The following is a 24569-nucleotide window of genomic DNA, read 5'->3' as shown; positions in this document are numbered from 1 at the left end:
AAGCCCGGCTATTCAGCCGGTACCACATCAATCTTGCCTGCGCTGGCTGACATCGCCTGAATTTCACGGTCATACATCGCTTCACCGTACGCCGGAGGAATGACAAAACTTCCGGTGTTGGTGGCTTTGATTTGGTAAACAAACTCCTGCAGTTCCGTGGTGGCACTGCCATAGATGATCACACGATCTTCACGAATATCGCTGAAGTCCGGTGCCCAGGTTGATCCGCTTGCCGCCAGCGGCGACTGCCAGCTTGCGGATGGCGCATCCTGCTGTTCCTCATCATCTGTCTCTGGCGGTGGAGGCGTTTGCTGGACCACTTCAAATCCACCCGGCAACAGGTCAACTATCGCCAGATTACTCAGCGCTGCTTTTGAATTCGCACGGATTTTCAGATGCACGTTAATGGTCTGACCGAGTGAGACCTTGTCGACCGTTTTACCTGCGGCATCGGTGTAATCGCGGCTGATTTCCAGCCCACGGCTGATCGCTTTCTCTGGTGCAGCGAGGTCATAACCGGCCTGTGTGACCACATACCAGGCGGGTGCGTTTCCTGCATTGCGGAACTGAACAGAAGCCGCATCCCCACTGAAGTTACCCTGTGCAAACCGCCCCTTTAGCGCAGAAATCAGCTGAGGAACTTTATTGTCACGCCCCAGTTGGTTAATCGTCAGCGCCTGCGGATCGTTTTGTTGTGCCACCTGTTCTGAGTAACTTTCCAGCGCCAGAATGCTCATCGCCGCGGAGAAGGTCGTGTAACGCTCTTCCCTCAGTGCCTGCACCATATTTTCCAGCAGTTGTGGCGGGATAGCCGATACTTTTTCCGGGAAGTGACGGGTAATCAGGTACAACCGGGTCGCATCCTGCACCAGCGGATCGTAGTAGTTTTGCGTCCACCAGCTTTTATTATAGGCCTTGTCCAGCGCCTTCCAACCCGGCGCCAGCAACCGTTCAGCTTCATCATCGGCCTTGAGTAAGCGCCATGAGGAAGCGAGATACAGCGCACTGAGATCGGTTTGCCAGCTGTCCGGGTAGCGTTTTTTCAGTGTCTCCTGCACTGAGGCCAGCGCATTCGTGGTGATTTCGCCCTGCCGCGTAAGCAGATAAACGGCCCAGGCGCGCAGTCGAAGGTGGTAGAGGTCTTCATAACCGTTGGCCGCCAGTGCGCGCAGTGCAACATTGGCATCGTCCAGCATACCGGCAGGCAGCGGATAACCGGCGGCTTTCGCCTCCAGCAGGTACTGCACCACATACGGTGTGATAAACGGATCGGCCTGTGGTGACGCCATCCACAGCCCGACAGCACCGTCAGCGTTCTGGCGTGAACGCAACACGTCGAGAATGCCTTTCAGCTGCTGACGCACTTTATCCGCATTCAGATTGCCACGCAGTTCCGGGTGTTCACTCTGCAGCAACAGCGGGATCGACTGGCTGACAATCTGTTCAGAGCAGTAGTACGGGTAGTCCGCCAGATAACTTGCCAGCCCGCTGGTTAACACCAGCGGTGAGTTCGAGACCGCAGCCTGACGCTGTGCATAAGCACCGAACATCTGGCGTAAATTATCCACCTGCTGCTGATTCCCGCTCATGCGTCCCATCACCGTCTGGATTCGGAACGGCATTGCCGGGCGTACCGAGGTACTGATCGTCCGGCGGCTGGTTTTATCACTGTATTGCGCACTAAAGACCAGTGGCGCATCACCCAATTCAGATTTAGCACGCAGACGGAAGTTGACCACACCCTCATGCTTAGCCGCCAGTTCAAGCGACTGTTCCGGCTGCCCGACCACTTCCAGCTGCGGCGGAGGCGTCACCTTGATTGCCACCGGCAGTTTGCCATCACCCAGGCCTTCCAGGTTATTACTCACGCCCACGCTGACGTCAAATTCATCCCCCGGAGCGACCATTGAGGGGACGTTCGGCGTCAGAATAAAGTTGTCACGCACGGTGGTGCCGGTTTGCGCTTTACCTATTTTTTCTGGCGTGACCGAAATCGCCATCACCCGAATTTTACCGTTGAAATAGTCCGGCACCGGATAAGTAAACTGTGCGTGGCCGTTCACTTCGGTGATCCCCGACCAGTACGCCACCGGCTTGTCCCGTTTACGTTTGAACGGGTTGAGGTGTAGATCGAGGCCTTCACCGCCATCACCGCCTGGGGCAGAAGTCAGCGACATCAGCTTGCTGAACTCTGGCAGGATCAGATCAAGAATCTGCGAGCTCTCAACGTTAAGTTCACGCTTACGGAAGAAGTAATCCAGGGGATCGGTCAGACGATAACGCGCCACCTGCAAGATCCCTTCATCTACGGCAAAAACGGCCACCTGCTGCGGGGCATCCGTGGTGACGTTAATGGTGAGATCTTCACCTGGCTTAATCACCTCTGGCACATCGAGTTTCAGGGTGTTTTTCCGCGCTTCATTACTGATTTTAAACGGCATCACACCATAACTGAGCGGGCTCATGAAGATCTCATCCGAGTTAATATCACGGACGAACTGCACGTTAATATAGGCATTGCCCTCAAGCTCTGCCGGAATGCGGATCTTCTGCACCGAGTTAGTGGTGGTGGTGTGGAACCACTGCCAGCTGTAGACACGATCTTTTTCAATGGTGATCAGGCCGCTGCCGGTATAGGGTGCGTTGATCGCCACTTCAATTTCACTGCCCGGCTGATACTTGTCGCTGTTTAGCTTTAGTTTCAGTTCGGCATTACGATCGAGCGAACGGGTCAGGTTGGCTTCACCCGCCACGCTATAAGCGATGCGGTTCAGCACCTCACCTTTGGCATTTTCTACCACCAGCACGAAATCACCGGGCTTATTGGTCGCCAGTGCCATCGAGTGACCGCTGGCAGGCAAGTCAAATGCAGCATCGGAAACCGGGATCTCTTTCAGCCTGGATTGATATTTATAGACACCGGACTCCTGACGCGTCAGCACCGACAGATATTTTTGCTCTAACAGGCGCAGCGTCAGGCCGTTAAGCGCAATGGTATCCAGCGACGGATTAATCGCGATCAGATTCACGTTGCGCTGGGCATTTTGATGAATGTAACCCAACTCTCCATCGGCTTTCACACCAATCAGATAATCATACGGAGAGACCAGCGTACGGGCGGTAGCTGCCACTGAACGACCGCCGCCAGCGACAAAGGCTTCCGACAGTAATTGCAGCTGATAGGTCGACTCACCGAAACCGCTCAGATCCAGTTTAATCGCTGCCGCACCGTTATCATCCGTGGTGCTGTCTTCCAGTTCAGTTTCATAACCGTCACTGGCCGAACGCGCTTCATAGAAGGCGTAATCTGCATAGCGATCGAACGCCGGGTAGACGGGACGCAGCGTCATTTTGGACGCCACACGGCGCCCCTGTGCCGGGGTGCCGAACAGGTTCTGGACATCAATATTGGCTTTCAGTGCATCCGGCTTGACCCAGCCTTGCTGATGGTCGGGGGTCAGGGTCAGCTTGACCTTGAGCTGATCCGGTTCGAACTCTTTGACGTTAACCGCCGTGCTGCCGAGCAGGCGTGTTGAGTCGTCGTCTTTACCCGGCAGATAGAGATAGATATTCCATTCGCCCGTAGGAGAGCTTTCTTCCGTGGTAAAACTCAGTTCGTTAAATCCGCTGGCGCTGAGGGTCAACGGAACGGTACGCATCAGTTTATCGCGCGGGTCGCGAATTTCAGCGCGAACCGGTATGCCGCCTACCGGCACGGACCAGTCGGCGGCGCGGGTGATCAGACCAATATGGAAGGTATCGCCCGGGCGATAGACACCACGATCAGAGAACAGATAGCTTCCGAGAGTGCGGGTATCGTCCGGTGTGGTTTCGCCATACACATCAAAACGGGAGAAATCGAGGCCACGATCGTTGTCACGGCCGGTCGGCAGGAAGGAGACATCCCCCTCTTTTTCCACCAGGAACATCACCGGTTCACGTTCGTTGGTATACACCTCCAACGACGGGAAACTGACGTGACCATCGCTGCCCGTCTGACGGGTCAGCAGTTTTTCACCGTTCTTCGCCACGACCGAGACCTGCGCACCCGCCACTGGCTGACCGCCGCTGATCGACTGCACAAACAGGTCACGCGTTTTATCCTGCGAACGTTTGGCAATGATGCCCAGATCGGTCACCACCACAAAGCGTGAATCCCCGGTGATCGCCTGCTGCGATTCCTCTTCCTGATACTCCTCTTCCTGAGGCTGGGCCTCTTTCTGCTGTGGAGACCATTCAGACAGGGTCAGCAGGAAGATGCCGCGATGGGAATCGGGACGGGTTGAGAGATAGCGCGACAGGTCGATGCCCTGATAGCTGACCTCACCGGGTTTATCATTATTCACCGGCGTCTGATAACGAAAGCGCTCGGTGAAGTATTCGTCGTTCAGGCGATTGAAATCAGCCGAAGCGAACTGGCGGCTTTTAAATGAGACGATATGCTGCAACTGGCTGGGAATAACACGTTTGATGTCCACGCGCAGCCCCGGCACGTTACGTGCGGCCACGCTAATGCGTTTATCGCCGTTAACTGACAGTAGCGCCCCCTGAGCGGCAAACTGCAGCAGCTTCGGATAGTCTGGCACCTGAACCACGCGCCACTGTTTTTCCGGCATTTTGTAGCCACCATTGGACGTCATCGCAGCATCCACCGACACCAGCAAATAACGTTTTGCCGGGGCATCAAATTTGAAGCTGAACTGCGGTTGCCAGGTTTCTTCTGCTTCGTTCAGGCTGAGCGACACGACCGGAGAGCGGTTAATCACGCTCTGATCGATATTGCTCACATCCCAGGGAATGAATTCTTCTTCTGTTTGCTCACTGGCCGGACGACGTGGGTCCTTCTGTGGCAACAGCCAGGCTTTCACCCCTTTGCGAACATCGTTGTCACGTACGGCATCGCTAAAGCCAACAATCAGTGCGCGTTCGCCCTGGCTGCCGGGTTTATCGACCACTTCCGCACTGACATCACTCAGGCTAAGGCTGTAAAGATTCGGGACCGTCACCCATCCATCACTTTTACGCGTCACCGGATTGCCAGGACGTGAGGATTTCACCCCGCTGCTCACCTGCAAATGCACAGCTCCGCCGTGATCCATTGGCTGTAGCGCAGTGGAACGCACCCAGGCATTCAGTTTCTTTTCATCCCAGGTTACGCTGAACTTAAGCGGCTGTTCTGGCTGCCCCTGCGCGGCGCTCAGGCCGAGCGACAACTGTTTTTCCACGCTCTGCACATCGGCCGGCGCGTTGAATTTGATATTGAAAATAGCGCTGTGCTGGCTGCTGTCCTGCGGGTCCTGATAGTACTCGCTGCTGCCAATTTGATAGTCAAAAGCAGGCACAATGAAGCGGTGGCGCGTCTGTTCAATACGGATTTGCGGGGCCAGCAAAGTGTCAGGCTCAAGAGTCGCCTCATAGCTCGCCCCCATTGGCAGCGGCTGCTGCGGGGTGAAAATCAGCGTCCAGGCATTCTGCCACTGCCATTCCCCGGCTAAGGCGGGCTTCAGGCTAATCCCTGCGCTGACCTTTTTTCCGACCAGCGTGACCGGGGCAACCGACTGATTGAACCTCAGGGTGAGCACCTGCACGGCAGGTTTTGCGGCGGTGTAGTCAATCCCTTCCGGGTTGACGACCTCTACCCTGCTGTTCTGGATGGCCAGCGGGGCAACGTCAATCGGTTTAGGTCGGTTCTGCCACCACTGCCAGCCATACACGCTGGCAACACCTGCAGCCGCCAGCAGCAGCACACTCAGGGCAATGGTCTTCGGATGTCGGTCAATCCCCTGCTCAAGCCGGGCGAAGCCTGCTTTAAGGGGTGAAACCCAGCCTGGGCCGCGCCAGTTGATCTCACCCAGCAGCGGGCGCAGCAACAGTCCCAGCACGCGAAAAAGGCGCGAGAGCAGCCAGCACAGTGCTTTCAGCACGGTGAACGGTAAGCGCAGGAGAAATTTGAGCACATCCATCAGATAGAACCTTCCCTGTTACAAAATTGGTCAAAGAGTAATAGTTTATCTGCGCAATTTCTATCTGCGAATGCAAACAATTTGCAGGAATCCAGAGGTGGCTCTGAATAGTGTCATTTCGCCTTGTGATAGCTAACAAAATCGCTGACACTCAGCTAAACGTTACTGACAATGAGGCCGCGATGACGACTCCCTCTCTTTTTGTTTCTGCTGACTGGCTGGCAGAGCATCTGACCAATGACAACATCCAGGTTCTGGACGCACGTATGCTGCCGCCAGGGCAGGAGAAAACCCGCAACATCCAGGAAGAGTATCTGGCAGAGCATCTGCCAAATGCGCCCTTCTTCGATATTGAGGCCCTGTCGGACCATACCAGTGCTTACCCGCATATGTTGCCGCGAGCGGAAACGTTCGCAGTGGCAATGCGTGAACTGGGGATCAGCGATGACAAACATCTGGTTATCTACGATGAGGGCAATCTGTTCTCGGCTCCCCGCGCCTGGTGGATGCTGCGTCACTTTGGTGTGAAGCAAATTTCCATTCTGGCTGGCGGGCTGGCGGGCTGGAAACAGGCGCAACTGCCGCTGGAAAGTGGTGCCCTGGACATCGCGGAAGGCGAGTTCGAGGCCGAACAGGGTGAAGGCGAAGTCAAACGCGTCACTGATGTCCTGCTGGTTAGTCATGAAGGTGGCGCGCAGATTATTGATGCCCGTGCTGCTAACCGTTTTCACGGAGAAGTGGATGAACCGCGTCCTGGACTGCGCCGTGGACGCATTCCAGGCAGCCTGAACGTTCCCTGGAACTCGCTGGTCACCGAAGGGCGTTTGAAACCCTCTGCGGAATTACAGGCAATATTCAGTCAGCAGGGTGTGGATTTGTCGCAGCCTGTGATTGCCAGCTGTGGTTCTGGCGTCACCGCGGTGGTGGTGATTCTGGCGTTAACCAGCCTCGGCGTGAAAAACGTCGCGTTATACGACGGTTCCTGGGGCGAATGGGGAGCCCGTAACGACCTGCCGATCGTTAACGATTCACTGTAGCGGCGGATCGTCTTCGATCCGCCAGCAGCAACGGGGATCGCCCGTGGGACGACTAAAAAAGGGTCGTCCCATGCAGCAAACGATCGTTAATCGATGTTTTTGACTTTGAAATCTCGCAGGAAACTTCCCCAACGCCGTTCATAGAATGGCGTGATATGGGCAATAAAGAAGTGGCTGATACCTTTCTCCCCTTCCACGACCTGGCAAATATCAATTGGGCTATCGTCCAGCAGCGTATCCGTTGCCACACTGCCGGCCGCCTGAATCACTGCTTCAAGATCGCCATCGCCTTCAATGCCAATCAGCAGATTAGCGGGCTGGTCAGCATGTTCTTTGATCTCCGCCACGTAGGCGCGGCGCACGGTTTTATACTTGGCAAAAAGCTGGGTCAGCGAATCGATCATCTGTGCCGGAGGCTCAGCAATTTCCGACAGCAACAGCGAGGTTCCGCCTTCCAGCACCGTCTGCTGGCTGAGAGCACTGCTGCCCTCATCTAACAGGTGGGCAATTTCACGCGGAGAAAACTCTTTGCCGTTAGGCAATTTGGGGTTCAGAAACAGGGCTTCGCCCAGAGTCATTTCGAACAAAGTGCGCACCGGCATCACCAGATAAGCCTGCTCGCCACTCACGGCCTGTTGCAGTGCTTCCGCTGAGGTGAAGAACGGAATAATGCTGGTGCCGTCTTCTTTTTCCCAGTGCTGTAAATCAACTGGAGTGCTGGCATCGATCGCCTGCTCAGGCTGGGCGCTTTCGCCGGGGACCACAACGCTGGCATCCATCAGCAGGGCAAAAAACTCCGGACGGTGCGCCGGCTCTACTGCTGCCAGTTTCAGCACCTCTTCCAGCCGCGGGTTAAGATCGTTCATGAATGTGTTCCAGACAAGACTGCGGGTGGACCGGAAAAAGGGTCCGTCCCTACAAGGGCCGATCGTGTTGCGATCGGCCCGTTATATTACGCTTTGTTTAACAGCAGGTTCGCAACGGCACGCACACCCAGCCCGGTGGCACCCGCAGACCACTGATCCACGGCACCTTTACGGTAGGTAGCAGAACAGTCGATATGCAGCCAGCCCTGCTTGTATTCACTCACGAAATGCGACAAGAACGCAGCGGCGGTGCTGGCCCCGGCAGAGTGCGACGGGCTGGCAATGTTGTTCAAATCAGCAAAATTTGACGGCAGATGACTGCGGTGGAACTCCGCCAGCGGCAGACGCCAGAACGGCTCGTTCTCCCCGGCAGCACTTTCCAGCAACGACTGCGCCAGTGCATCGTCAAAGCTGAACAACGCGTGGTAATCGTTACCTAATGCGGTTTTTGCTGCACCCGTCAGGGTCGCCGCATCAATAATCAGTTCAGGGTTAAGCGCACTGGCATCAATCAGCCCATCGGCCAGTACCAGACGGCCTTCAGCATCGGTATTCATCACCTCAACGGTTTTGCCATTGCGGTAACGAATAATGTCGCCCAGTTTAAAGGCATTGCCGCTGACCATATTATCCGCGCAGCACAGGATCAGTTTCACACGTTTGTTCAGACCACGGCTGATTGCCAGCGCCAGAGCACCGGTCAGCGTTGCCGCCCCTCCCATATCCGACTTCATGGAGTCCATAAAGCCGCTCTGTTTCAGGCTGTATCCGCCGGTATCAAAGGTGATTCCTTTGCCGACCAGGCAGGCGTATACCGGGGTTTCATCGTTGCCACCGGGATTATAATCCAGCGTCAACAGTACCGGACTGCGCGATGAACCGCGCCCGACAGTATGCAGCCCCAGATAGTTTTGCTTTTTAAGGTCATCACCTTTCGTAATGCGGTAACTGACCGCATCACAGGCCACATCACACAGCAGGTCAATGGCACGGGTGGCTAACTGTTCCGGCCCCAGCTCTTCAGCGGGCAGGTTAATAGTGTCACGCACCCAGTCGATAATTTTCAGACGGTTGTTCAGCTCCGCCTGTTCGGCATCTGCCAGCGCGGCCCACTGCACTTCGCGCTCGCCTTTTGGACCACGGTAGCCCTGCCAGAACGCCCAGCTGTTCTCCAGATCCCAGCCATCGCCGCTCAGGCTGACATGACGGATACCCTGGCTATCAATTTTGCGCGCAGCGCGCTGGATAGTGGCCAGCGGTTCACTGCCGGTAAGATGGATAGTCAGGCCGCTGTCGTTGCTGCTCAGGATCGCTTTTTCGCCCCAACGCAGATCGGCCGCAGCCGTTGACAGGGTAATATTCATAGAGGTGGTCATCGCATGGCTCCTTTTCATTATTTCATCTTTCAGACCGGGGTTTGACCGGCCGCTGCGATTTTTCCGCAGGAGGATTGTACAACCAGACTAACAGAAATGTGACAGGGATGTTTTCGCGGGATGCGGCGTACTACGCAGAACGGGCCAGAATCTGGCCCGTTACTGTTTGTGCGGGAGTGAGAATCAACCTGCCTGAACAGCACCGCTGGCTTTAAACGCTTTCCATTGAGGGGAGAGCTCACGCAGACGGCTAAGGGATTTTTGCACCAGCTGAATGGTGTAGTCGATCTCTTCTTCGGTGGTAAAACGCCCGAGAGAGAAGCGGATCGAACTGTGTGCCAACTCATCGTTGAGACCAATGGCCCGCAGCACGTAAGACGGCTCCATACTGGCAGAGGTACAGGCTGAGCCGGTTGAGACCGCCAGATCCTTCAGCGCCATAATCAGTGATTCACCATCAACGTAATTAAAACTGACGTTGAGAATATTCGCCGCACCTTGCTCCAGTGAACCATTGAGGTACACCTCCTCGATATGGCCAATACCCGCCCACAGGCGGCTACGCAGCGCACCCAGGCGTGCCATCTCGCTGGCCATTTCTTCTTTGGCGATGCGATAGGCTTCACCCATTCCCACAATCTGATGCACCGGCAGCGTACCGGAACGCATACCGCGTTCGTGACCGCCACCGTGGATCTGGGCTTCCAGACGGATACGCGGTGCACGGCTGACATAGAGCGCACCGATGCCTTTCGGTCCGTAAATTTTATGCGCAGAGAAAGACATCAGATCGACTTTCAGCATACTCAGATCGATAGGTAATTTACCCACACTCTGCGTGGCATCAACATGGAAAATCACCCCGCGCTCACGGCAAAGTTCGCCGATAGTGGCAATATCCTGCACCACCCCGATCTCATTATTGACGTGCATAATTGACACCAGCACCGTGTCATCACGCAGCGCCGCGGTCAGCTGTTGCAGATCCAACGTGCCATCAGGGCGCGGGTTCAGATAAGTGACGCTGAATCCCTCACGCTCTAACTGAGCACAGGTATCCAGGACCGCTTTATGCTCCGTGGTACAAGTGATGATGTGACGACCCTTTTCCTGATGGAAAGTGGCTGCACCTTTGATGGCGAGGTTGTTGGCTTCTGTTGCACCGGAGGTAAAGACGATTTCACGTGGGTCAGCGCCCACTAACTCTGCAATCTGGTTGCGGGCAACATCCACCGCTTCTTCTGACTGCCAGCCATAACGATGCGATCGCGAGGCCGGATTACCGAAGGTTCCGTCCAGAGTCAGATACTGCATCATTTTTGCGGCCACACGAGGGTCGGCGGGTGTGGTGGCGGAATAATCCAGATAAATCGGTAATTTCATTGCTCGTTAAGCTCCGGGAGGTTTCTTGATTGCCGCCCTTCTGCGCCCTGAAATCTTTGCTGGAAGCAGAAATGAATAAAAGGCCCGTCAGGCCTTTTATTCATTTCCGGGGGCGAAGAACAAACCCCGCCCGGACTGCGATCAGGCGCGCAGATTGACGTTAATTGTTTCCTGCATGCGGCCGTTTGGCGCACGACGGATTTCATTGCTGTTCTGACGGTCAGCCACTTCCAGGATTTCCTGGTTATTGACCAGTTCTGCCAGTGTAATATTGTTGAGGAAGTCGCTGATGCGCTCACTCAGATCACGCCACAGCACGTGAGTCAGGCAACGCTCGCCGCCCTGGCAGCCTTCTTTACCCTGACATTTAGTGGCATCGACAGATTCGTCAACGGCAGTAATCACTGCGCCCACTGCGATGGCATCAGAGCCTTTGCCCAACAGATAACCGCCACCCGGACCACGTACGCTGGCCACCAGACCATTCTTACGCAGACGGGAGAACAGCTGCTCAAGATAAGAAAGGGAAATGCCCTGACGCTCTGAAATATCCGCTAAAGGCACCGGGCCTTCATGGGAATGCAGTGCAACATCAAGCATAGCGGTAACAGCATAACGGCCTTTGGATGTCAGTCTCATGGCGTTTACAACCTCGGTTATAACCCTGGATGGGTGTTAACAAAATATGGACGCAAGTCTGACATTCCTGACTAAATTGGTCAAGTATTTAACCTACTAAAACACTCAACTATTTAACCAAGTAAAATACTCAACTATTATGCTGTTATTTTATTCACCGATACACCCTTACTCGCCCCGTGGCTTCTCCAGTGAAGAGAGCATCCCACGCAGGATATTCAGCTCGTCACGTTCAGGGCGAGCACGGGTAAACAGGCGACGCATTTTACTCATCACCTGCCCCGGGCTGGCTTCACGGATAAAACCGCTGCCGATCATCATTTTCTCCATATGCTGATAGAAGCGCTCAAGCTCATCGACCAGTGGATAAGGTGACTCAACCGGCGCTTCTTGCTCCGCTTCCAGCGACTGCAGCCAGGCCATACGCACTTCATAGGTAATGACCTGCACAGCCATCGCCAGGTTCAGCGAGCTGTAGTCCGGGTTAGCAGCAATGGCGACGTGGTAGTGGCACTTCTGCAACTCTTCGTTAGTCAGGCCAACGCGTTCGCGACCAAATACCAGCGCAACAGGCGCCTGTTGGCCCTCTTCTACACTTTTTAAACCGCACTCGCGTGGGTCGAGCATCGGCCACGGCAGAGAGCGCGAGCGCGCACTGGTGCCGACCACCAGGCCACACCCGGCAATCGCTTCATCGAAAGTGTCGACAATTTTCGCATCGCCAATCACATCGCTGGCACCGGCCGCCAGGGCAATAGCCTGTGAGTCCGGTTTAACCAGCGGATTGACCAGATAAAGGTTCGTTAAACCCATGGTTTTCATCGCACGAGCGACAGAGCCCATGTTGCCAGTGTGAGAGGTCTCCACCAGCACAATTCGGATATTTTGCAGCATAAGGATTCTGGGGTCTGAGAGTTAATTCGACGATGCTAACATATTTTAAGGACATTTGCCGTTCTGCCCTGCTATACTACGCGCCGTTTTCTATCAGATTATGATATTTATCCAAAGTGATTGATGCTGTAGCAAGGCAGCAAGAGAGCGAATCCCGCTGAGCTTACTTAAGTAAGTGATTCGGGTGAGTGAGTGCAGCTAACACAGCGACAGCTTCAAGCATGAAGGGTAAACCGTTCTTTAACATCCAGCGAGACGAAACTTAACTATGCATCCAATGCTCAACATTGCCGTGCGCGCTGCGCGCAAGGCCGGAAACGTAATTGCCAAGCACTATGAAACCCCGGACTCCGTCGAAGCCAGCCAGAAAGGCAGCAATGACTTTGTCACCAATGTTGACCGTGAAGCGGAACGCCAGATTATTGAAGTGATCCGCAAGTCTTACCCACAGCACACCATCATCTCTGAAGAGTGCGGTGAACTGCCAGGCGAAGACCAGGATGTGCAATGGGTTATCGATCCACTGGATGGCACCACCAACTACATCAAACGCCTTCCCCACTTCTGTATTTCTATTGCCGTTCGCATCAAAGGCCGTACTGAAGTTGCCGTTGTTTACGATCCAATGCGTAATGAACTGTTCAGCGCCGTACGCGGCCAGGGCACCCAGCTTAACGGCTATCGTCTGCGCGGCGGCACCGCCCGCGATCTGGATGGCACCATTCTGGCCACCGGCTTCCCGTTCAAACTGAAGCAGCACGCCACTCCGTATATCAATATCCTCGGCAAACTGTTCACCCAGTGTGCTGACTTCCGTCGCACCGGTTCTGCTGCGCTGGATCTGGCCTATGTGGCTGCGGGTCGCGTGGACGGTTACTTCGAGATTGGTCTGAAGCCATGGGATTTCGCCGCGGGTGAGCTGCTGGTGCGTGAAGCTGGCGGTCTGGTGACTGACTTTGTTGGCGCGCATGGTTATATGCATTCAGGTAACATCGTTGCAGGTAACCCACGCGTCGTGAAAGCGATGCTGGCCAACATGCGTGATGAACTGAGTGAAGCGCTGAAGCGTTAATTCGTCCCAGGGGCGCGGCATGCCGCGCCCTGAGTCAGGCATGCCTGCCCCCTGCGCAAGATTTACTGCAGGAACATCGGTCGGATACCGCCTGACATCGCGGGTTGCGCACTCAGCCACAGCATGGCTCCAGCGGCAATCAGCAGCACGCCACCGGTCAGAGCCAGACAGTTCAATGCCACTACATGCCAGGCAGCAGATCCTGTATTACGTGTTAAACGCTGTGCGAGGGAGCGCGAGAGCTGTACCACCAGCGCCATGCCCGATACCGTTAGCGCCGTGCCCAGTGCCATGACCAGCGCGGATAGCACCCCCCAGAAGTAAACACCGATCACCTTTGAAAACAGCAACATCATAATGGCCCCCGAGCAGGGTCGTAACCCCATCGACAGTACCACTGCCACCTTCGTTTTCCATCCCGTCGCCTGCGACAACATCGCACTGTCCGGCACATGCTGATGCCCACAGCCACAGTGTTCACTGTGCTGATGCCCCGCAGGCAAAATACGGGTGATGGTCATTCGGACAGGTGCCGGGCGCAGCTGCAGCCACAATTTTTTCAGGGCTCGCCAGCACAGCCACAGGCCCAGGCCGATCACCAGTAGATAGCTCCCTTTTTCCAGCCAGTAGCTGCTGAGATGCATCTGGCGCGAAGAGAGTTGCAACACGCCCAGCATTATCGTCACCAGCGCAATCGCCACTGCCCCTTGCACTACAGCCGCGGCCAGCGTCAGTTGCAGGCTGGTTTTCATTTTCGTCGGGTGGGTAGCAAGAAAGGTGGCTATCACCACTTTGCCATGGCCGGGGCCGAGCGCATGTAATACGCCATAAAGCAGGCTGAAACCCATTAGCGCCAGCCCGGCCTGATGAGGATTGCTGGCAACCTGTTGTAACAGCCCGGTCATCTGCTGATGCAGACTCTTCTGCCACATAATGCTTTGCAACAGGATTTGCGGCCAGTGCTGCCAAATCCACAGCCCTCCCAGGAGCATCCCTGACATCAACAGCGCGAACGGCCATATCGCCCCTCTACGCGGAGCGCGGCTGAGGCCACTTACTGACATATCAGCGTCACCGTCTGGGCAAACTGGCGACCAAGATCCATCTCTTCCGCTGGCGCATCTGCTTTATCCAGTGACAGCGCATAGGCTTGCATGGAGGCATCCGGTTTGGGGGTTTGCAGCTCGAAATGACATTGTGATACCAGTTCTGCCGGGACTGTCAGTGCTTTTTCAGAGTCGTAATACATATCTACAAAGTAAGTGGGATCAAAAGTGGAAAACGTATACCGCTGGCCTTTTAGCGACTGCGGATGTGCCAGCGGCAGAATAAACTCCAGCACCGCCTGATGCCCCTGCCGTGAAAGATGGTATTCCGGCGGCAGATTATCGAACTTCACCGGCTGCTTCTGGTGCCAGAATTCGCTGAAGTAATGCTGGCCTAACACATTAGCCATCACTTCTGCCGCCAGTTTTTTCCAAACCACTGAATCCGGTTTTGCCGTTCCTGCATCGTATAACAGATCGGCAGAGGTGATTTCATCCATCACCCAGCGCATTTTCAGCCCGGTGAGCCGATCGCCCTGATGAACCAGCGTGGTCTGCATATCGATAAAGCTGTGCGGATGCGCCATGGCAACCGGGGACAAAACGATTATCAGCCCTGCGGCCCCCACTGCACACCTGTTATAATGTAACAAATTAAACTCCACTCCAGTTTTTGTCGATTATTTTTGTGACCTGTCTTAAAAGCTCTGAATAAAACTGACTCGATTGACCACAACGTGGCTGGCTAAGGCTATTCTTAGCATAATCAATCGCTACTGGGATCACAGATGATGAGTACACACTCACCTGAAATGTCTGTCCTCTCCAGTCCACAGCGCCGTTGCCACCTGCTTTTAATGCTCTGCCTGCCTGAATCCTTCGTCACTGTGGAATCGGTTTGCCAGCTTAACGGTGTGGATCACGCCGTAACCCGGCAAGATATAGCGGAGGTGGCAGAGGAAATCCAGCGCTATCACCATCTTGCCATTGAGCTGGATGAGCTGGGCGCGTTGCGCCTTCGTGGAACGCATTTAGATCAGCGTCTGTGCATGCTACATAACTTACGGCGGGCTCTGCGGCTGTCTCCGGCGTTTATCCATAACGACTTTTCCTCCGTCATTAAGCAACAACTTCAGACGCTGCCAGTGGATAAGGCCTTGTACGATGAGCATAACCTGGCAGCACTGGTCCAGTATTGTTCACTTCATCTGGACCGCGAGTTCAGCGCTCGCGATACCCAATTTTTACAGGTCTGGCTGCGCTATGCTCTCGCCTGGCACTGCCAGCCGGACTTTACCGCACAGCAACTGCACTGGATCGAAGGTAAACCGGAGTTTTCACTGGCACAGGCGATTGCCCGCTGCTGGAGTAAACGTGGCTATCAGGCGGCGGTTAATGAGGTTGCGTTACTCGCCCTGCTCTTCAGCCAACTGCATGTTCCCCAGAGACAACACACCCTCAGCGCTCATGAACGCCAACTTCTCCAGTCCGTGGAGCTGTTAATTCAGCGCTTTCAGGCGTTGTCTGGCATGGTATTCAGTAATGACGCGGGCCTAAGCGCACAACTTTATACGCATCTGGCGCAGGCGCTGGAGCGTACTCTGTTTTCCATCGGCATCGATCACAATCTGGTTGACGATATCGCCCAGCAGTACCCGCGTCTGCTGCGTACTACGCGTGAGGCTATCGCCGCGCTGGAACAACAATACAGCGTGCAGTTCACCGATGAAGAGATGGGTCTGATTGCGATTATTTTTGGCGCATGGCTGATGCAGGAAAGCGCCTTGCAAGAGAAGCAGGTGTTGTTATTGATTGGTCGTGATAGCGAACTGGAGCAGCAGGTTGAGCAGCAGCTGCGTGAACTGACGCTGCTGCCGCTGACGATTAAGTACCAGGATGTTGCCGACTTTCAGCGCCACAGCGCACCGAAAGGGATCGCGCTGGTGATCACGCCTTATGCCACGCCGCTGCCGCTCTACTCACCACCGCTGATCCATGCTGAACTGCCGCTGGGCGAACACCAGCAGCGCAGTATCCGCCTGCTGCTGGAGTCATAATCAGGTCACTTTTGGCCGCAGGAACAGCACTGGCACAACCAGCAGTGCCATCACCCAGAACACGCCGCCTTGCAGGTGCTGGAACAGCACACCACACACCATGGTCATCAGAGCAATGCCACCGCCCATTGCCAGTGCGGAATAGACTGACTGCAGGCGGATCACCTCGCTCCCGTCGCGGGCAGCGATAAAGCGCATAGCCGCCAGATGACAAATAGTGAAACTGCCACAGTGCAGAATTTGTGCAACGACAAGCCAACCCAGTTCCGTGGACGACGCCATCATACTCCAGCGTAAAACAGCACAGACACAGGACAGCAACAGCAGATCGCGTGCGCTCCAGCGGCGGAACAGTCGGTTGCTGGCGGCAAACACCACAATTTCAGCCACGACGCCCAGCGACCATAAATAGCCCACAATGCTCGACGAGTAGCCTGCTTCCTGCCAGTAAATGGCACTGAAGCCGTAGTAGGCGGCATGCGCCCCCTGCATCAGCGTCACGCATAGCAGGAAGCGCCAGACGGCGGTTTCACTGAGCATCTGCTTCCACTGCGCCCATCCGCTATGTTCGGTTTGTTTTTCCATCCCCTGCGGCATCACCGCCGGGCGTAGCATCATACCTGCAATCATCGCCCCGCATCCCACACACAGCAGCATCAGGATGGCGTGATAGGAAAAATGTGTCACCAGCACACCGGTAAGCGCCGAGCTGATCACAAACGCCAGGGAACCCCACAACCGCACCGGACCGTAAGGCAGGGCGATCTGTCGCTGCCAGGTTGCGGCCAGCGCATCGCTCAACGGCACCAGCGGTGAGAAGAACAGATTGAATCCGACCATCACCAGCAGCAGCCACACCCACTGGGAACCTGCCCAGAAGCCCAGCGCAAATAACAGCGTCAGCGAAGCCAGCAGACGCAGGACGCTAATCAGTCGTGAAGGGTTAGTGACGCGTGAGGCGATAAGCAGGCTACCGGCAAAGCGGGCAATCATGCCGCAGCCCAGCAGCAGGCCGATTTTTTCCGGTTGCAGGCCGCTGTCTTTTAGCCAGACGCCCCAGAACGGTAAATAGACGCCATAGGCGAAGAAATAGGTGAAGTAGCTCAGTCCAAGCCAGTACGTGGAACGTATCGTCATTTTCCCTCCGACAAAGTGGAGGCTAATGTACACCGCCGCACAGGATAAAAAAATAGCGGGACACTTTCGTGTCCCGCTATCTGTACTCAGGCTCCCATTAAATCAGGAGGTAAGGACGGATTTATGCATATACAGGGAAGCGTGCACAGATTTCCAGCACCTGCTTCTTCACACGCTCGCTCACGCCTTCATCATTGATATTGTCGAGAATATCGCTGATCCAGCCTGCCAGTTCGCGCACTTCTGCTTCTTTAAAACCACGACGGGTGACAGCCGGGGAACCGATACGAATACCTGAAGTCACAAACGGGCTTTTCGGATCGTTAGGCACGCTGTTTTTGTTCACGGTAATGTTGGCACGGCCCAGGGCTGCGTCAGCTTCTTTACCGGTCAGGTTTTTGTCTACCAGGTCCAGCAGGAACAGGTGGTTATGCGTACCGCCAGAAACCACGTTGTAGCCGCGTGCCAGGAACACTTCCACCATTGCTTTAGCGTTTTTAGCCACTTGCTGCTGGTAGGTTTTGAACTCAGGCTCCATCGCTTCTTTGAAGGCGACAGCTTTACCCGCGATAACGTGCATTAGCGGGCCACCCTGGCCACCAGGGAAGACAGCAGAGTTCAGTTTTTTGTACAGGTCTTCGTCACCGCCAGCCGCGAGGATCAGGCCGCCACGTGGGCCTGCCAGGGTTTTGTGCGTGGTGGAGGTCACGATGTGCGCATGAGGTACCGGGTTAGGGTACACGTCAGCTGCAATCAGACCCGCCACGTGCGCCATATCAACGAACAGGTAAGCGCCAACGGTATCTGCGATTTCGCGCATTTTTGCCCAGTCGCACACGCCAGAGTAAGCAGAGAAACCACCAACGATCATTTTTGGCTGGTGCTTTTTCGCCAGTTCAGCCAGTTCGTTGTAATCAATCTGGCCGGTCTCGTCGATGCCGTAAGGGATGACGTTATACAGCTTACCAGACAGGTTAACCGGGGAACCGTGAGTCAGGTGACCGCCGTGTGCCAGGTTCATACCCAGAATGGTATCGCCCGGCTGCAGCAGCGCAGTGTATACCGCGAAGTTAGCCTGGGAACCGGAGTGTGGCTGCACATTGGCGTAGTCTGCACCAAACAGGGCTTTAGCACGGTCGATAGCCAGCTGCTCAACGATATCCACGTACTCACAACCACCGTAGTAGCGCTTGCCCGGATAACCTTCAGCGTACTTGTTCGTCAGCTGAGATCCCTGAGCCTGCATAACACGTGGGCTGGTGTAATTCTCTGAAGCAATCAGCTCGATGTGCTCTTCCTGGCGCACTTTCTCCTGCTCCATCGCCTGCCATAAATCGGCATCATAATCGGCAATGTTCATTTCACGTTTTAACATTTGCATCTCCTGACTCAACTGACTTGCAATAATGAATGCCCCCGCTGGGGAGCGATGGGCAATAGTTTAAACTGTTTATGCACCTGTTGAATAGCTTAACCACTGCCTTTTTACGCAAACGATTGGCTTCAGGTGTGGCAAGGGTTAGTTACTGTTCTTTGCAAGTCCCGGATAAGGAATTCTCCTCATCTGCCAGATGCTGTTTTTTCAACAAGACCGTACATCGCGTGCGGAAAAATACCCTCTCACTCTAAAGGTGTATTTACAGCGGAGTATGTTGCGAATAACATGCATTTTAAATACATGTTTAATTTCTTGCTAAGGAGCACACCATGCTGGACAGCCAAACCATTGCCATCGTCAAATCTACTATCCCCGCCGTTGCTGCACTCGGCCCTCGCCTGACCTCGCATTTCTATCAGCGGATGTTTGCCCACAACCCTGAGCTGAAAGACATCTTTAATATGAGCAACCAGAGCACAGGTAATCAGCCGGAAGCGCTGTTTAATGCCATCTGCGCCTACGCCAGCAATCTGGATAACCTCGCCGCGCTGGGCCCTGCCGTAGAGAAAATTGCGCAGAAACACACCAGTTTCGCTATTCGTCCCGATCACTATCCGATCGTCGGTGAGCACTTGCTGGCGAGTATTGATGAAATGCTGCATCCGGGTGAAGAGGTGCTGGCAGCATGGGGCAAAGCCTACGGCGTACTGGCCGGAATTTTTGTACAGCGTGAGGAGCAGATTTATGAAGAAACCGAAGAAAAAGTCGGCGGCTGGCGCGGTGGCCATCGTGAATTTGTTATCAGCGAGATCGTCCCGCAGAGTTCCGTGATCAAAAGTTTTATCCTGACTCCCGTCGATGGCCAACCGGTCGCAGATTATAAAGCCGGGCAGTATCTGGCGGTATGGGTGAAAGACCCGGGTTTTGAGAATCAGGAGATTCGCCAGTATTCCCTGACGCGCACGCCCAACGGTCGTGACTATCGTATTGCCGTGCGCCATGATGAAGGCGGTGTGATGTCCAGCTGGCTGCATCAGCAGCAGCCCGGCCAGCGCGTTCATCTGGCCCCCCCTGCCGGGGATTTCTTCCTTGATATCACGGCTGAGACGCCGGTGACACTGATGTCGGGTGGTGTCGGCCTGACGCCGATGCTGGCGATGCTAAACCAGCTGGCGAAAGATAAACATCCCGCCACAGTACAGTGGCTGCACGCCACCGAGAATGGCGCAACCCATGCTTTCGCTGAGGAAGTGACCGCGCTGGGGGCGCAGTTGCCGCAGTTCTGGCAACACATCTGGTACAACCATCCGCAGGCGCAGGATGAAGGGAAATATCACCAGCGTGGGCTGATGAACTTGCTGCCGCTGGAATCACGCGTCAGCGATCCGGCGATGCACTATTATCTCTGCGGCCCACTGGCCTTTATGGAAGCGGAAGAAAAGGGGCTGCTAGAGTTAGGGGTTAAAAAAGAGCACATCCACTACGAAGTGTTCGGGCCGCATAAAGCGTTATAGCCGCATAAAGTGTTATAAAAGCAAACGGGCTGGCCGCGCAATGCGGTCAGCCCGTTGGGACCCCGAAAACGACAATCAGATCGCTTCTTCGTCTTCCTCGCCAGTACGAATACGCACCACGCGCGCAACGTCGAACACGAAGATTTTACCATCGCCGATTTTACCGGTCTGCGCCGTACGCATGATGGTATCAACGCAGGTATCCACGATGTCGTCCGCAATCACGATTTCGATTTTCACTTTTGGCAGAAAATCGACCATGTACTCTGCGCCACGATACAGCTCGGTGTGGCCCTTCTGACGACCAAAGCCTTTCACTTCAGTCACGGTCATCCCGGTGATGCCGACTTCCGCCAGCGCTTCACGCACATCATCCAGTTTGAACGGTTTGATAATTGCATCAATCTTTTTCATGGCAGACCCTTTTCTCTCCCTCCGTGCCCGGACGGATAATCAGTTAACTATATACCCGTTACGCTCAGCCTGCCTGCGCACGGGCAGCAGACCGAACATGTCTGAGGTATACCGGACGTCCGTCTCTTTTCAGGCAGCTAAACTACCATAATCAGGCAGCGTTACCGCAGTGAAAATTATTCTTTAAAATCGGCAGCATCCAACTCATGACGCGATAACAGTTTATAGAACTCAGTACGGTTACGCCCCGCCAGCCTTGCCGCGTTAGTCACATTGCCTTTGGTCATTTGCAACAATTTACGCAGATAATTGAGTTCAAACTGGTTGCGGGCTTCAGCAAAAGTAGGCAGCGCGGTATTTTCTCCTGCCAGCGCCTGTTCCACCAGCGCCTCTCCAATCACTGGCGCGGAGGTCAGCGCGACACACTGTTCAATCACATTCACCAGTTGCCTGACGTTGCCCGGCCAGGCAGCGGCAATCAGACGTCGCATGGCATCGGTGGAAAAGCTACGTACAAAAGGTTTGTGCCGTTCAGCCGACTGCTTCAACAGATGATTGGCCAGCAGGGGAATATCTTCTGCCCGCTCATGCAGTGCAGGGATCTTCAGATTCACCACGTTAAGACGATAAAACAGATCTTCGCGAAACTCTTTCTTTTCCATCGCTTTTGGCAGATCGCGATGGGTGGCAGAGACAATACGCACATCAATGTCGAGGTCGCGGTTACTGCCAAGCGGGCGTACCTTACGCTCCTGCAAGACGCGCAGCAATTTCACCTGCAACGCCTGCGGCATGTCACCAATTTCATCGAGGAACAGCGTGCCGCCCTCTGCGGCCTGAAACAGCCCTTCACGACTGCTGACGGCACCGGTAAAGGCCCCTTTCGCATGACCAAACAGTTCTGATTCCAGCAGTTGTTCCGGTAACGCGCCGCAGTTAATAGCGATAAAGGCTTTACCTGCACGCGGGCTGGCCGCGTGGATAGCCTGCGCCAGCACTTCTTTGCCAGTTCCGCTCTGTCCGTTAATCAGTACACTGACATCCGACTGCGCCACCATGCGCGCCTGCTCCAGCAGGCGCAGCATCAGCGGGCTACGGGTGACAATGCTTTCGCGCCAGGCTTCATCGCTGGTCGGCGCCCGATGGACCAGGGCATCATCTATCGCTTTATACAGCGCATCACGATCGACCGGTTTAGTCAGGAAACTGAATACGCCCTGCTGAGTTGCCGCCACGGCATCCGGAATGGAACCGTGGGCGGTAAGAATAATGACCGGCATGCCTGGCTGGAGCTTCTGGATTTCAGCGAACAGCGCCATACCGTCCATTTCGTCCATACGCAGATCGCTGATCACCAGATCAAGCGTATCGCGGTTAAGCACGCGCAGCGCGTCCGGACCACTTTCAGCGGTAGTAACGCTGAACCCTTCACTGCTCAGACGCATCCCCAGCAGTTTCAGCAGGCTGGGGTCATCATCTACCAGCAGTAACCGTGCCGATTTTTTGATCATGGATTGTCATCATCCTGTGACGCGTTATCAGCCGGGTTGTTTTTGTCATTACCGTGGCTGTTGGTGTCAGTGGCATCCGGGGAGCGACGCGAAGAGAGTCGGCGTTCAATATCCGTCAGCGTATCAAGTTTGCGCCGGGTGACAGCGAGATCGTTCTTCAGGGCGATTTGCTGCTGACGCAGCCCATCCAGTTGACCATCACTGCTCTCCTGAAGGTGGGCATAACGCATCCGCTCTTCGGATAGCTGTAAAAGCGATCCCTGCCCTTCACGCCACAACATCATTAACGGGCGCACAGAGGCCGGATAATCATAGCTGTAACTGTCCAGACGGTTCAAATACTGGCGACGCTCAACGGGGGTAATATTGCCATTATTCAACAATACGGCCTGTTTGAAGGCACTCTGCCAGTTATCCGTTGGCCAGCGCCGTGCTTCAGCACGTGCATCGGCTGGCGATAGCCGGATGCCACAGTCAATAGCGCGCAGCCAGTAAAGAGGATTACCCGTTGCGGCCTCATCGTTAAATGCCCATATATGCTCACAGGACACCAGCTGATAGTCGACGATTTTAACATCAGGCTCATTCAGTGTGATATCGGCGCGGCTGGCCACCTTTTGCGACGGCTGCTGGCTACACCCCAGCAGGCCAAACGCCAGTATGAAGGCGCCGGTCAGTCTGCCCATACGCCCGTGTTGCAGTAAGGCAGAAAAACGTGATGATTGCATTATAATAACGTCCCGGCGGTAGTGTTTAATTCGATGCGAAAGCAGACATCAGCATCAACGCTGTCGATCAGTTGCAGATCGCCCTGCAGCCGGCGCAGGCAGTCTTTCGCAATGCTTAATCCCAGCCCGCTTCCTTTTACCGCGCCTTTGCGCTGTAGATTTCCCTGGAAGAACGGTTCAAAGATCATTGCTCGCTCAGCCGCAGGAATAGGCGGGCCGGTATTTGCGACCTCAATCACCACGCGGTTTCCTTGCTGAAGACTGCGGATCCAGATATTTCCAGATTCAGCGCCGTAGTGTACCGCATTGGAGTAAAGATTATCGATTGCCCTCAACAACAACGTCGGTTCGGCACGACAGCTGTCAGCCTTAAGGTCGATGTTGATATGGAGTTGTTTAGCGCGGGCCGTGAGGCTGTGAGCGGCAACCAGTGAGTCGATCAGCGGCCGCAGCTGAACATCTTCCAGCGCTACCGGGCCATCAGCCAGCTTTCGGTTGTAGTCCAGCAGCTGTTCAATCAGCGTTTGCAGATGACGACTGCTGTCGTTAAGAATGCTGACCACCTCTTTCTGGTCAGCAGTCAGCGGCCCGGCAACCTCGTCAGCCAGCAATTCAGTGCCCTCACGCATGCTGGCCAGCGGTGTTTTTAATTCATGGGAAATATGGCGGAGAAACTCATGACGCTGCGACTCCAGCCAGGCCAGCCGCTCACTGAGCCAGATAATACGCTGTCCGAGTGAACGGAGCTCACGCGGGCCTTTGAACGCCAGACTGTGCCCCAGCGGCCGCCCTTCCCCCAGACGATTAATCATGCGCTCTACCGCTTTTACCGGGCCGATAATCATACGGGTAAACAGCAACACCAGCCCCAGGCTGAGCAGGAAAAGAATCAATGCCTGCCAGCCAAAATACTGGCCGCGTTCGGCAATCTCTCGTTGCAGTTGTAACCCACGTGAGAACACCACTTCACGTGTAGCCTGAACCAGTTGACCGTTGGCGGCAGAGAACAGCTCGAGCTGATCGGCGGCCTGCGACACCGGGCTGCTGTTTTCGCATTTCATCTGGCTGAGTTGAGTAAGGTTCTGACGCAGGCTTTGCCAGGTACGAATATCCGGCAGTACCGGGGCGTGGGCATCCAGCATTTGTGAATAGCGGCTGCGCTGCGTCTGGTAGAGGCGTGCCAGCATCGGATCATCTAACACGCAATACTGGCGGTAGCTACGTTCCAGTTCCAGGGCGGTACGGGCCATGGCTTCGCTGCGACGCACATCGGTCAGCGTGGTGCGATTGGTATCGGCCGCCCGGTCGCTCAGCGCCGAGAGGCTTTCCCATGCCTGCCAGGCCAGCACCAGCAGCGGTAATAACACCAGTAAAAACGCCATCAGCACCAGCTGACGTAGCGATCGCGGTAACAGACGCCATTTCTTCACGACACAATTTCTCTTTCCAGGAGTTAGGGCGATGCTAGCTGAGAGTGAGCAGAGAAGAAAGTGTGAAAGCGTAAAATGAAAATGGCCGGTTCACTGAACCGGCCACTGGCGTTACGCCGGTGAG

18 protein-coding genes are annotated in these 24569 nt (G+C 55.0%); 4 read left to right on the top strand and 14 right to left on the bottom strand.

Features of this window, described 5'->3' with window-relative positions; all coding sequences use genetic code 11:
* Nucleotides 1-8: 8 nt before the first annotated feature.
* Entirely contained in the window at nucleotides 9-5963 is a 5955-nt protein-coding gene (locus tag HHI26_RS09405) for an alpha-2-macroglobulin (protein WP_171148972.1), read from the bottom strand.
* Between the two features lie 182 nt (nucleotides 5964-6145).
* Between HHI26_RS09405 and sseA the strand changes: the two genes are divergently transcribed.
* Nucleotides 6146-7000 carry a 3-mercaptopyruvate sulfurtransferase gene (sseA, locus tag HHI26_RS09400; RefSeq protein ID WP_133845861.1) on the top strand — a complete coding sequence of 285 codons (855 nt, stop codon included), beginning with the start codon at nucleotides 6146-6148 and terminating at the stop codon, nucleotides 6998-7000.
* Nucleotides 7001-7086: 86 nt separating this feature from the next.
* Here the strand turns inward: sseA and sseB are convergent, their stop codons facing one another.
* The 5 genes from sseB to trmJ form a co-directional block, all read right to left on the bottom strand.
* Nucleotides 7087-7866: an enhanced serine sensitivity protein SseB gene (gene sseB, locus HHI26_RS09395; protein ID WP_133845860.1), complete on the bottom strand. Its 780-nt coding sequence runs from the start codon at nucleotides 7864-7866 to the stop codon at nucleotides 7087-7089.
* 86 nt (nucleotides 7867-7952) lie between these two features.
* Nucleotides 7953-9242: an aminopeptidase PepB gene (gene pepB / locus HHI26_RS09390; protein WP_133845859.1), complete on the bottom strand. Its 1290-nt coding sequence runs from the start codon at nucleotides 9240-9242 to the stop codon at nucleotides 7953-7955.
* A gap of 183 nt (nucleotides 9243-9425) precedes the next feature.
* Nucleotides 9426-10625 (bottom strand): IscS subfamily cysteine desulfurase, encoded by a 1200-nt coding sequence (locus HHI26_RS09385; RefSeq protein WP_167864706.1) that lies wholly within the window; start codon nucleotides 10623-10625, stop codon nucleotides 9426-9428.
* A 141-nt stretch (nucleotides 10626-10766) separates the two neighbouring features.
* Nucleotides 10767-11264, bottom strand: a complete 498-nt coding sequence (iscR, locus tag HHI26_RS09380; RefSeq protein ID WP_133845857.1) for a Fe-S cluster assembly transcriptional regulator IscR — start codon at nucleotides 11262-11264, stop codon at nucleotides 10767-10769.
* Nucleotides 11265-11432: 168 nt separating this feature from the next.
* The gene (trmJ, locus tag HHI26_RS09375) at nucleotides 11433-12158 is read right to left on the bottom strand and encodes a tRNA (cytosine(32)/uridine(32)-2'-O)-methyltransferase TrmJ (RefSeq protein WP_133845856.1); all 726 of its coding nucleotides are present in this window, start codon (nucleotides 12156-12158) and stop codon (nucleotides 11433-11435) included.
* A gap of 268 nt (nucleotides 12159-12426) precedes the next feature.
* On the opposite strand from trmJ, the gene suhB reads away from it, so the two are divergent.
* Nucleotides 12427-13230: an inositol-1-monophosphatase gene (suhB, locus tag HHI26_RS09370; RefSeq protein ID WP_133845855.1), complete on the top strand. Its 804-nt coding sequence runs from the start codon at nucleotides 12427-12429 to the stop codon at nucleotides 13228-13230.
* Between the two features lie 62 nt (nucleotides 13231-13292).
* Here the strand turns inward: suhB and HHI26_RS09365 are convergent, their stop codons facing one another.
* Nucleotides 13293-14294 carry a nickel/cobalt transporter gene (locus tag HHI26_RS09365; protein WP_133845854.1) on the bottom strand — a complete coding sequence of 334 codons (1002 nt, stop codon included), beginning with the start codon at nucleotides 14292-14294 and terminating at the stop codon, nucleotides 13293-13295.
* A complete protein-coding gene (locus tag HHI26_RS09360; protein WP_241008257.1) occupies nucleotides 14285-14863 on the bottom strand; it encodes a DUF1007 family protein in 579 nt (192 codons plus the stop codon). The genes HHI26_RS09365 and HHI26_RS09360 overlap by 10 nt, the downstream gene beginning before the upstream one ends.
* Before the next feature lie 201 nt (nucleotides 14864-15064).
* On the opposite strand from HHI26_RS09360, the gene csiE reads away from it, so the two are divergent.
* Nucleotides 15065-16333 carry a stationary phase inducible protein CsiE gene (gene csiE / locus HHI26_RS09355; RefSeq protein ID WP_171148971.1) on the top strand — a complete coding sequence of 423 codons (1269 nt, stop codon included), beginning with the start codon at nucleotides 15065-15067 and terminating at the stop codon, nucleotides 16331-16333.
* Here csiE and HHI26_RS09350 read toward each other — a convergent pair whose 3' ends face one another.
* Nucleotides 16334-17470: a 3-phenylpropionate MFS transporter gene (locus HHI26_RS09350; RefSeq protein WP_133845851.1), complete on the bottom strand. Its 1137-nt coding sequence runs from the start codon at nucleotides 17468-17470 to the stop codon at nucleotides 16334-16336.
* A gap of 121 nt (nucleotides 17471-17591) precedes the next feature.
* A complete protein-coding gene (gene glyA / locus HHI26_RS09345; protein WP_133845850.1) occupies nucleotides 17592-18845 on the bottom strand; it encodes a serine hydroxymethyltransferase in 1254 nt (417 codons plus the stop codon).
* Between the two features lie 332 nt (nucleotides 18846-19177).
* Here glyA and hmpA point away from each other — a divergent pair, with 332 nt between their 5' ends.
* Nucleotides 19178-20362 (top strand): NO-inducible flavohemoprotein, encoded by a 1185-nt coding sequence (gene hmpA, locus HHI26_RS09340; RefSeq protein ID WP_133845849.1) that lies wholly within the window; start codon nucleotides 19178-19180, stop codon nucleotides 20360-20362.
* Between the two features lie 75 nt (nucleotides 20363-20437).
* On the opposite strand, the gene glnB is transcribed toward hmpA, so the two are convergent.
* From glnB to HHI26_RS09320, 4 genes are all read right to left on the bottom strand, one after another.
* The gene (gene glnB, locus HHI26_RS09335; RefSeq protein WP_062744629.1) at nucleotides 20438-20776 is read right to left on the bottom strand and encodes a nitrogen regulatory protein P-II; all 339 of its coding nucleotides are present in this window, start codon (nucleotides 20774-20776) and stop codon (nucleotides 20438-20440) included.
* A 176-nt stretch (nucleotides 20777-20952) separates the two neighbouring features.
* The gene (glrR, locus tag HHI26_RS09330) at nucleotides 20953-22287 is read right to left on the bottom strand and encodes a two-component system response regulator GlrR (RefSeq protein ID WP_133845848.1); all 1335 of its coding nucleotides are present in this window, start codon (nucleotides 22285-22287) and stop codon (nucleotides 20953-20955) included.
* Nucleotides 22284-23015 carry a two-component system QseEF-associated lipoprotein QseG gene (gene qseG / locus HHI26_RS09325; protein ID WP_133845847.1) on the bottom strand — a complete coding sequence of 244 codons (732 nt, stop codon included), beginning with the start codon at nucleotides 23013-23015 and terminating at the stop codon, nucleotides 22284-22286. Before qseG ends, glrR begins: the two co-directional genes overlap by 4 nt.
* Nucleotides 23015-24445, bottom strand: coding sequence for a HAMP domain-containing sensor histidine kinase (locus HHI26_RS09320; protein ID WP_133845846.1), 1431 nt, complete (start codon nucleotides 24443-24445; stop codon nucleotides 23015-23017). The genes qseG and HHI26_RS09320 overlap by 1 nt, the downstream gene beginning before the upstream one ends.
* Nucleotides 24446-24569 lie beyond the last annotated feature (124 nt).

Origin of the sequence: Erwinia sp. JH02, assembly GCF_013074405.1 — a bacterium.
GTDB classification, from domain to species: domain Bacteria; phylum Pseudomonadota; class Gammaproteobacteria; order Enterobacterales; family Enterobacteriaceae; genus Erwinia; species Erwinia rhapontici.
Note: the sequence above shows the minus strand (reverse complement) of the source record. Positions and strands in the feature narration are given on the sequence as shown.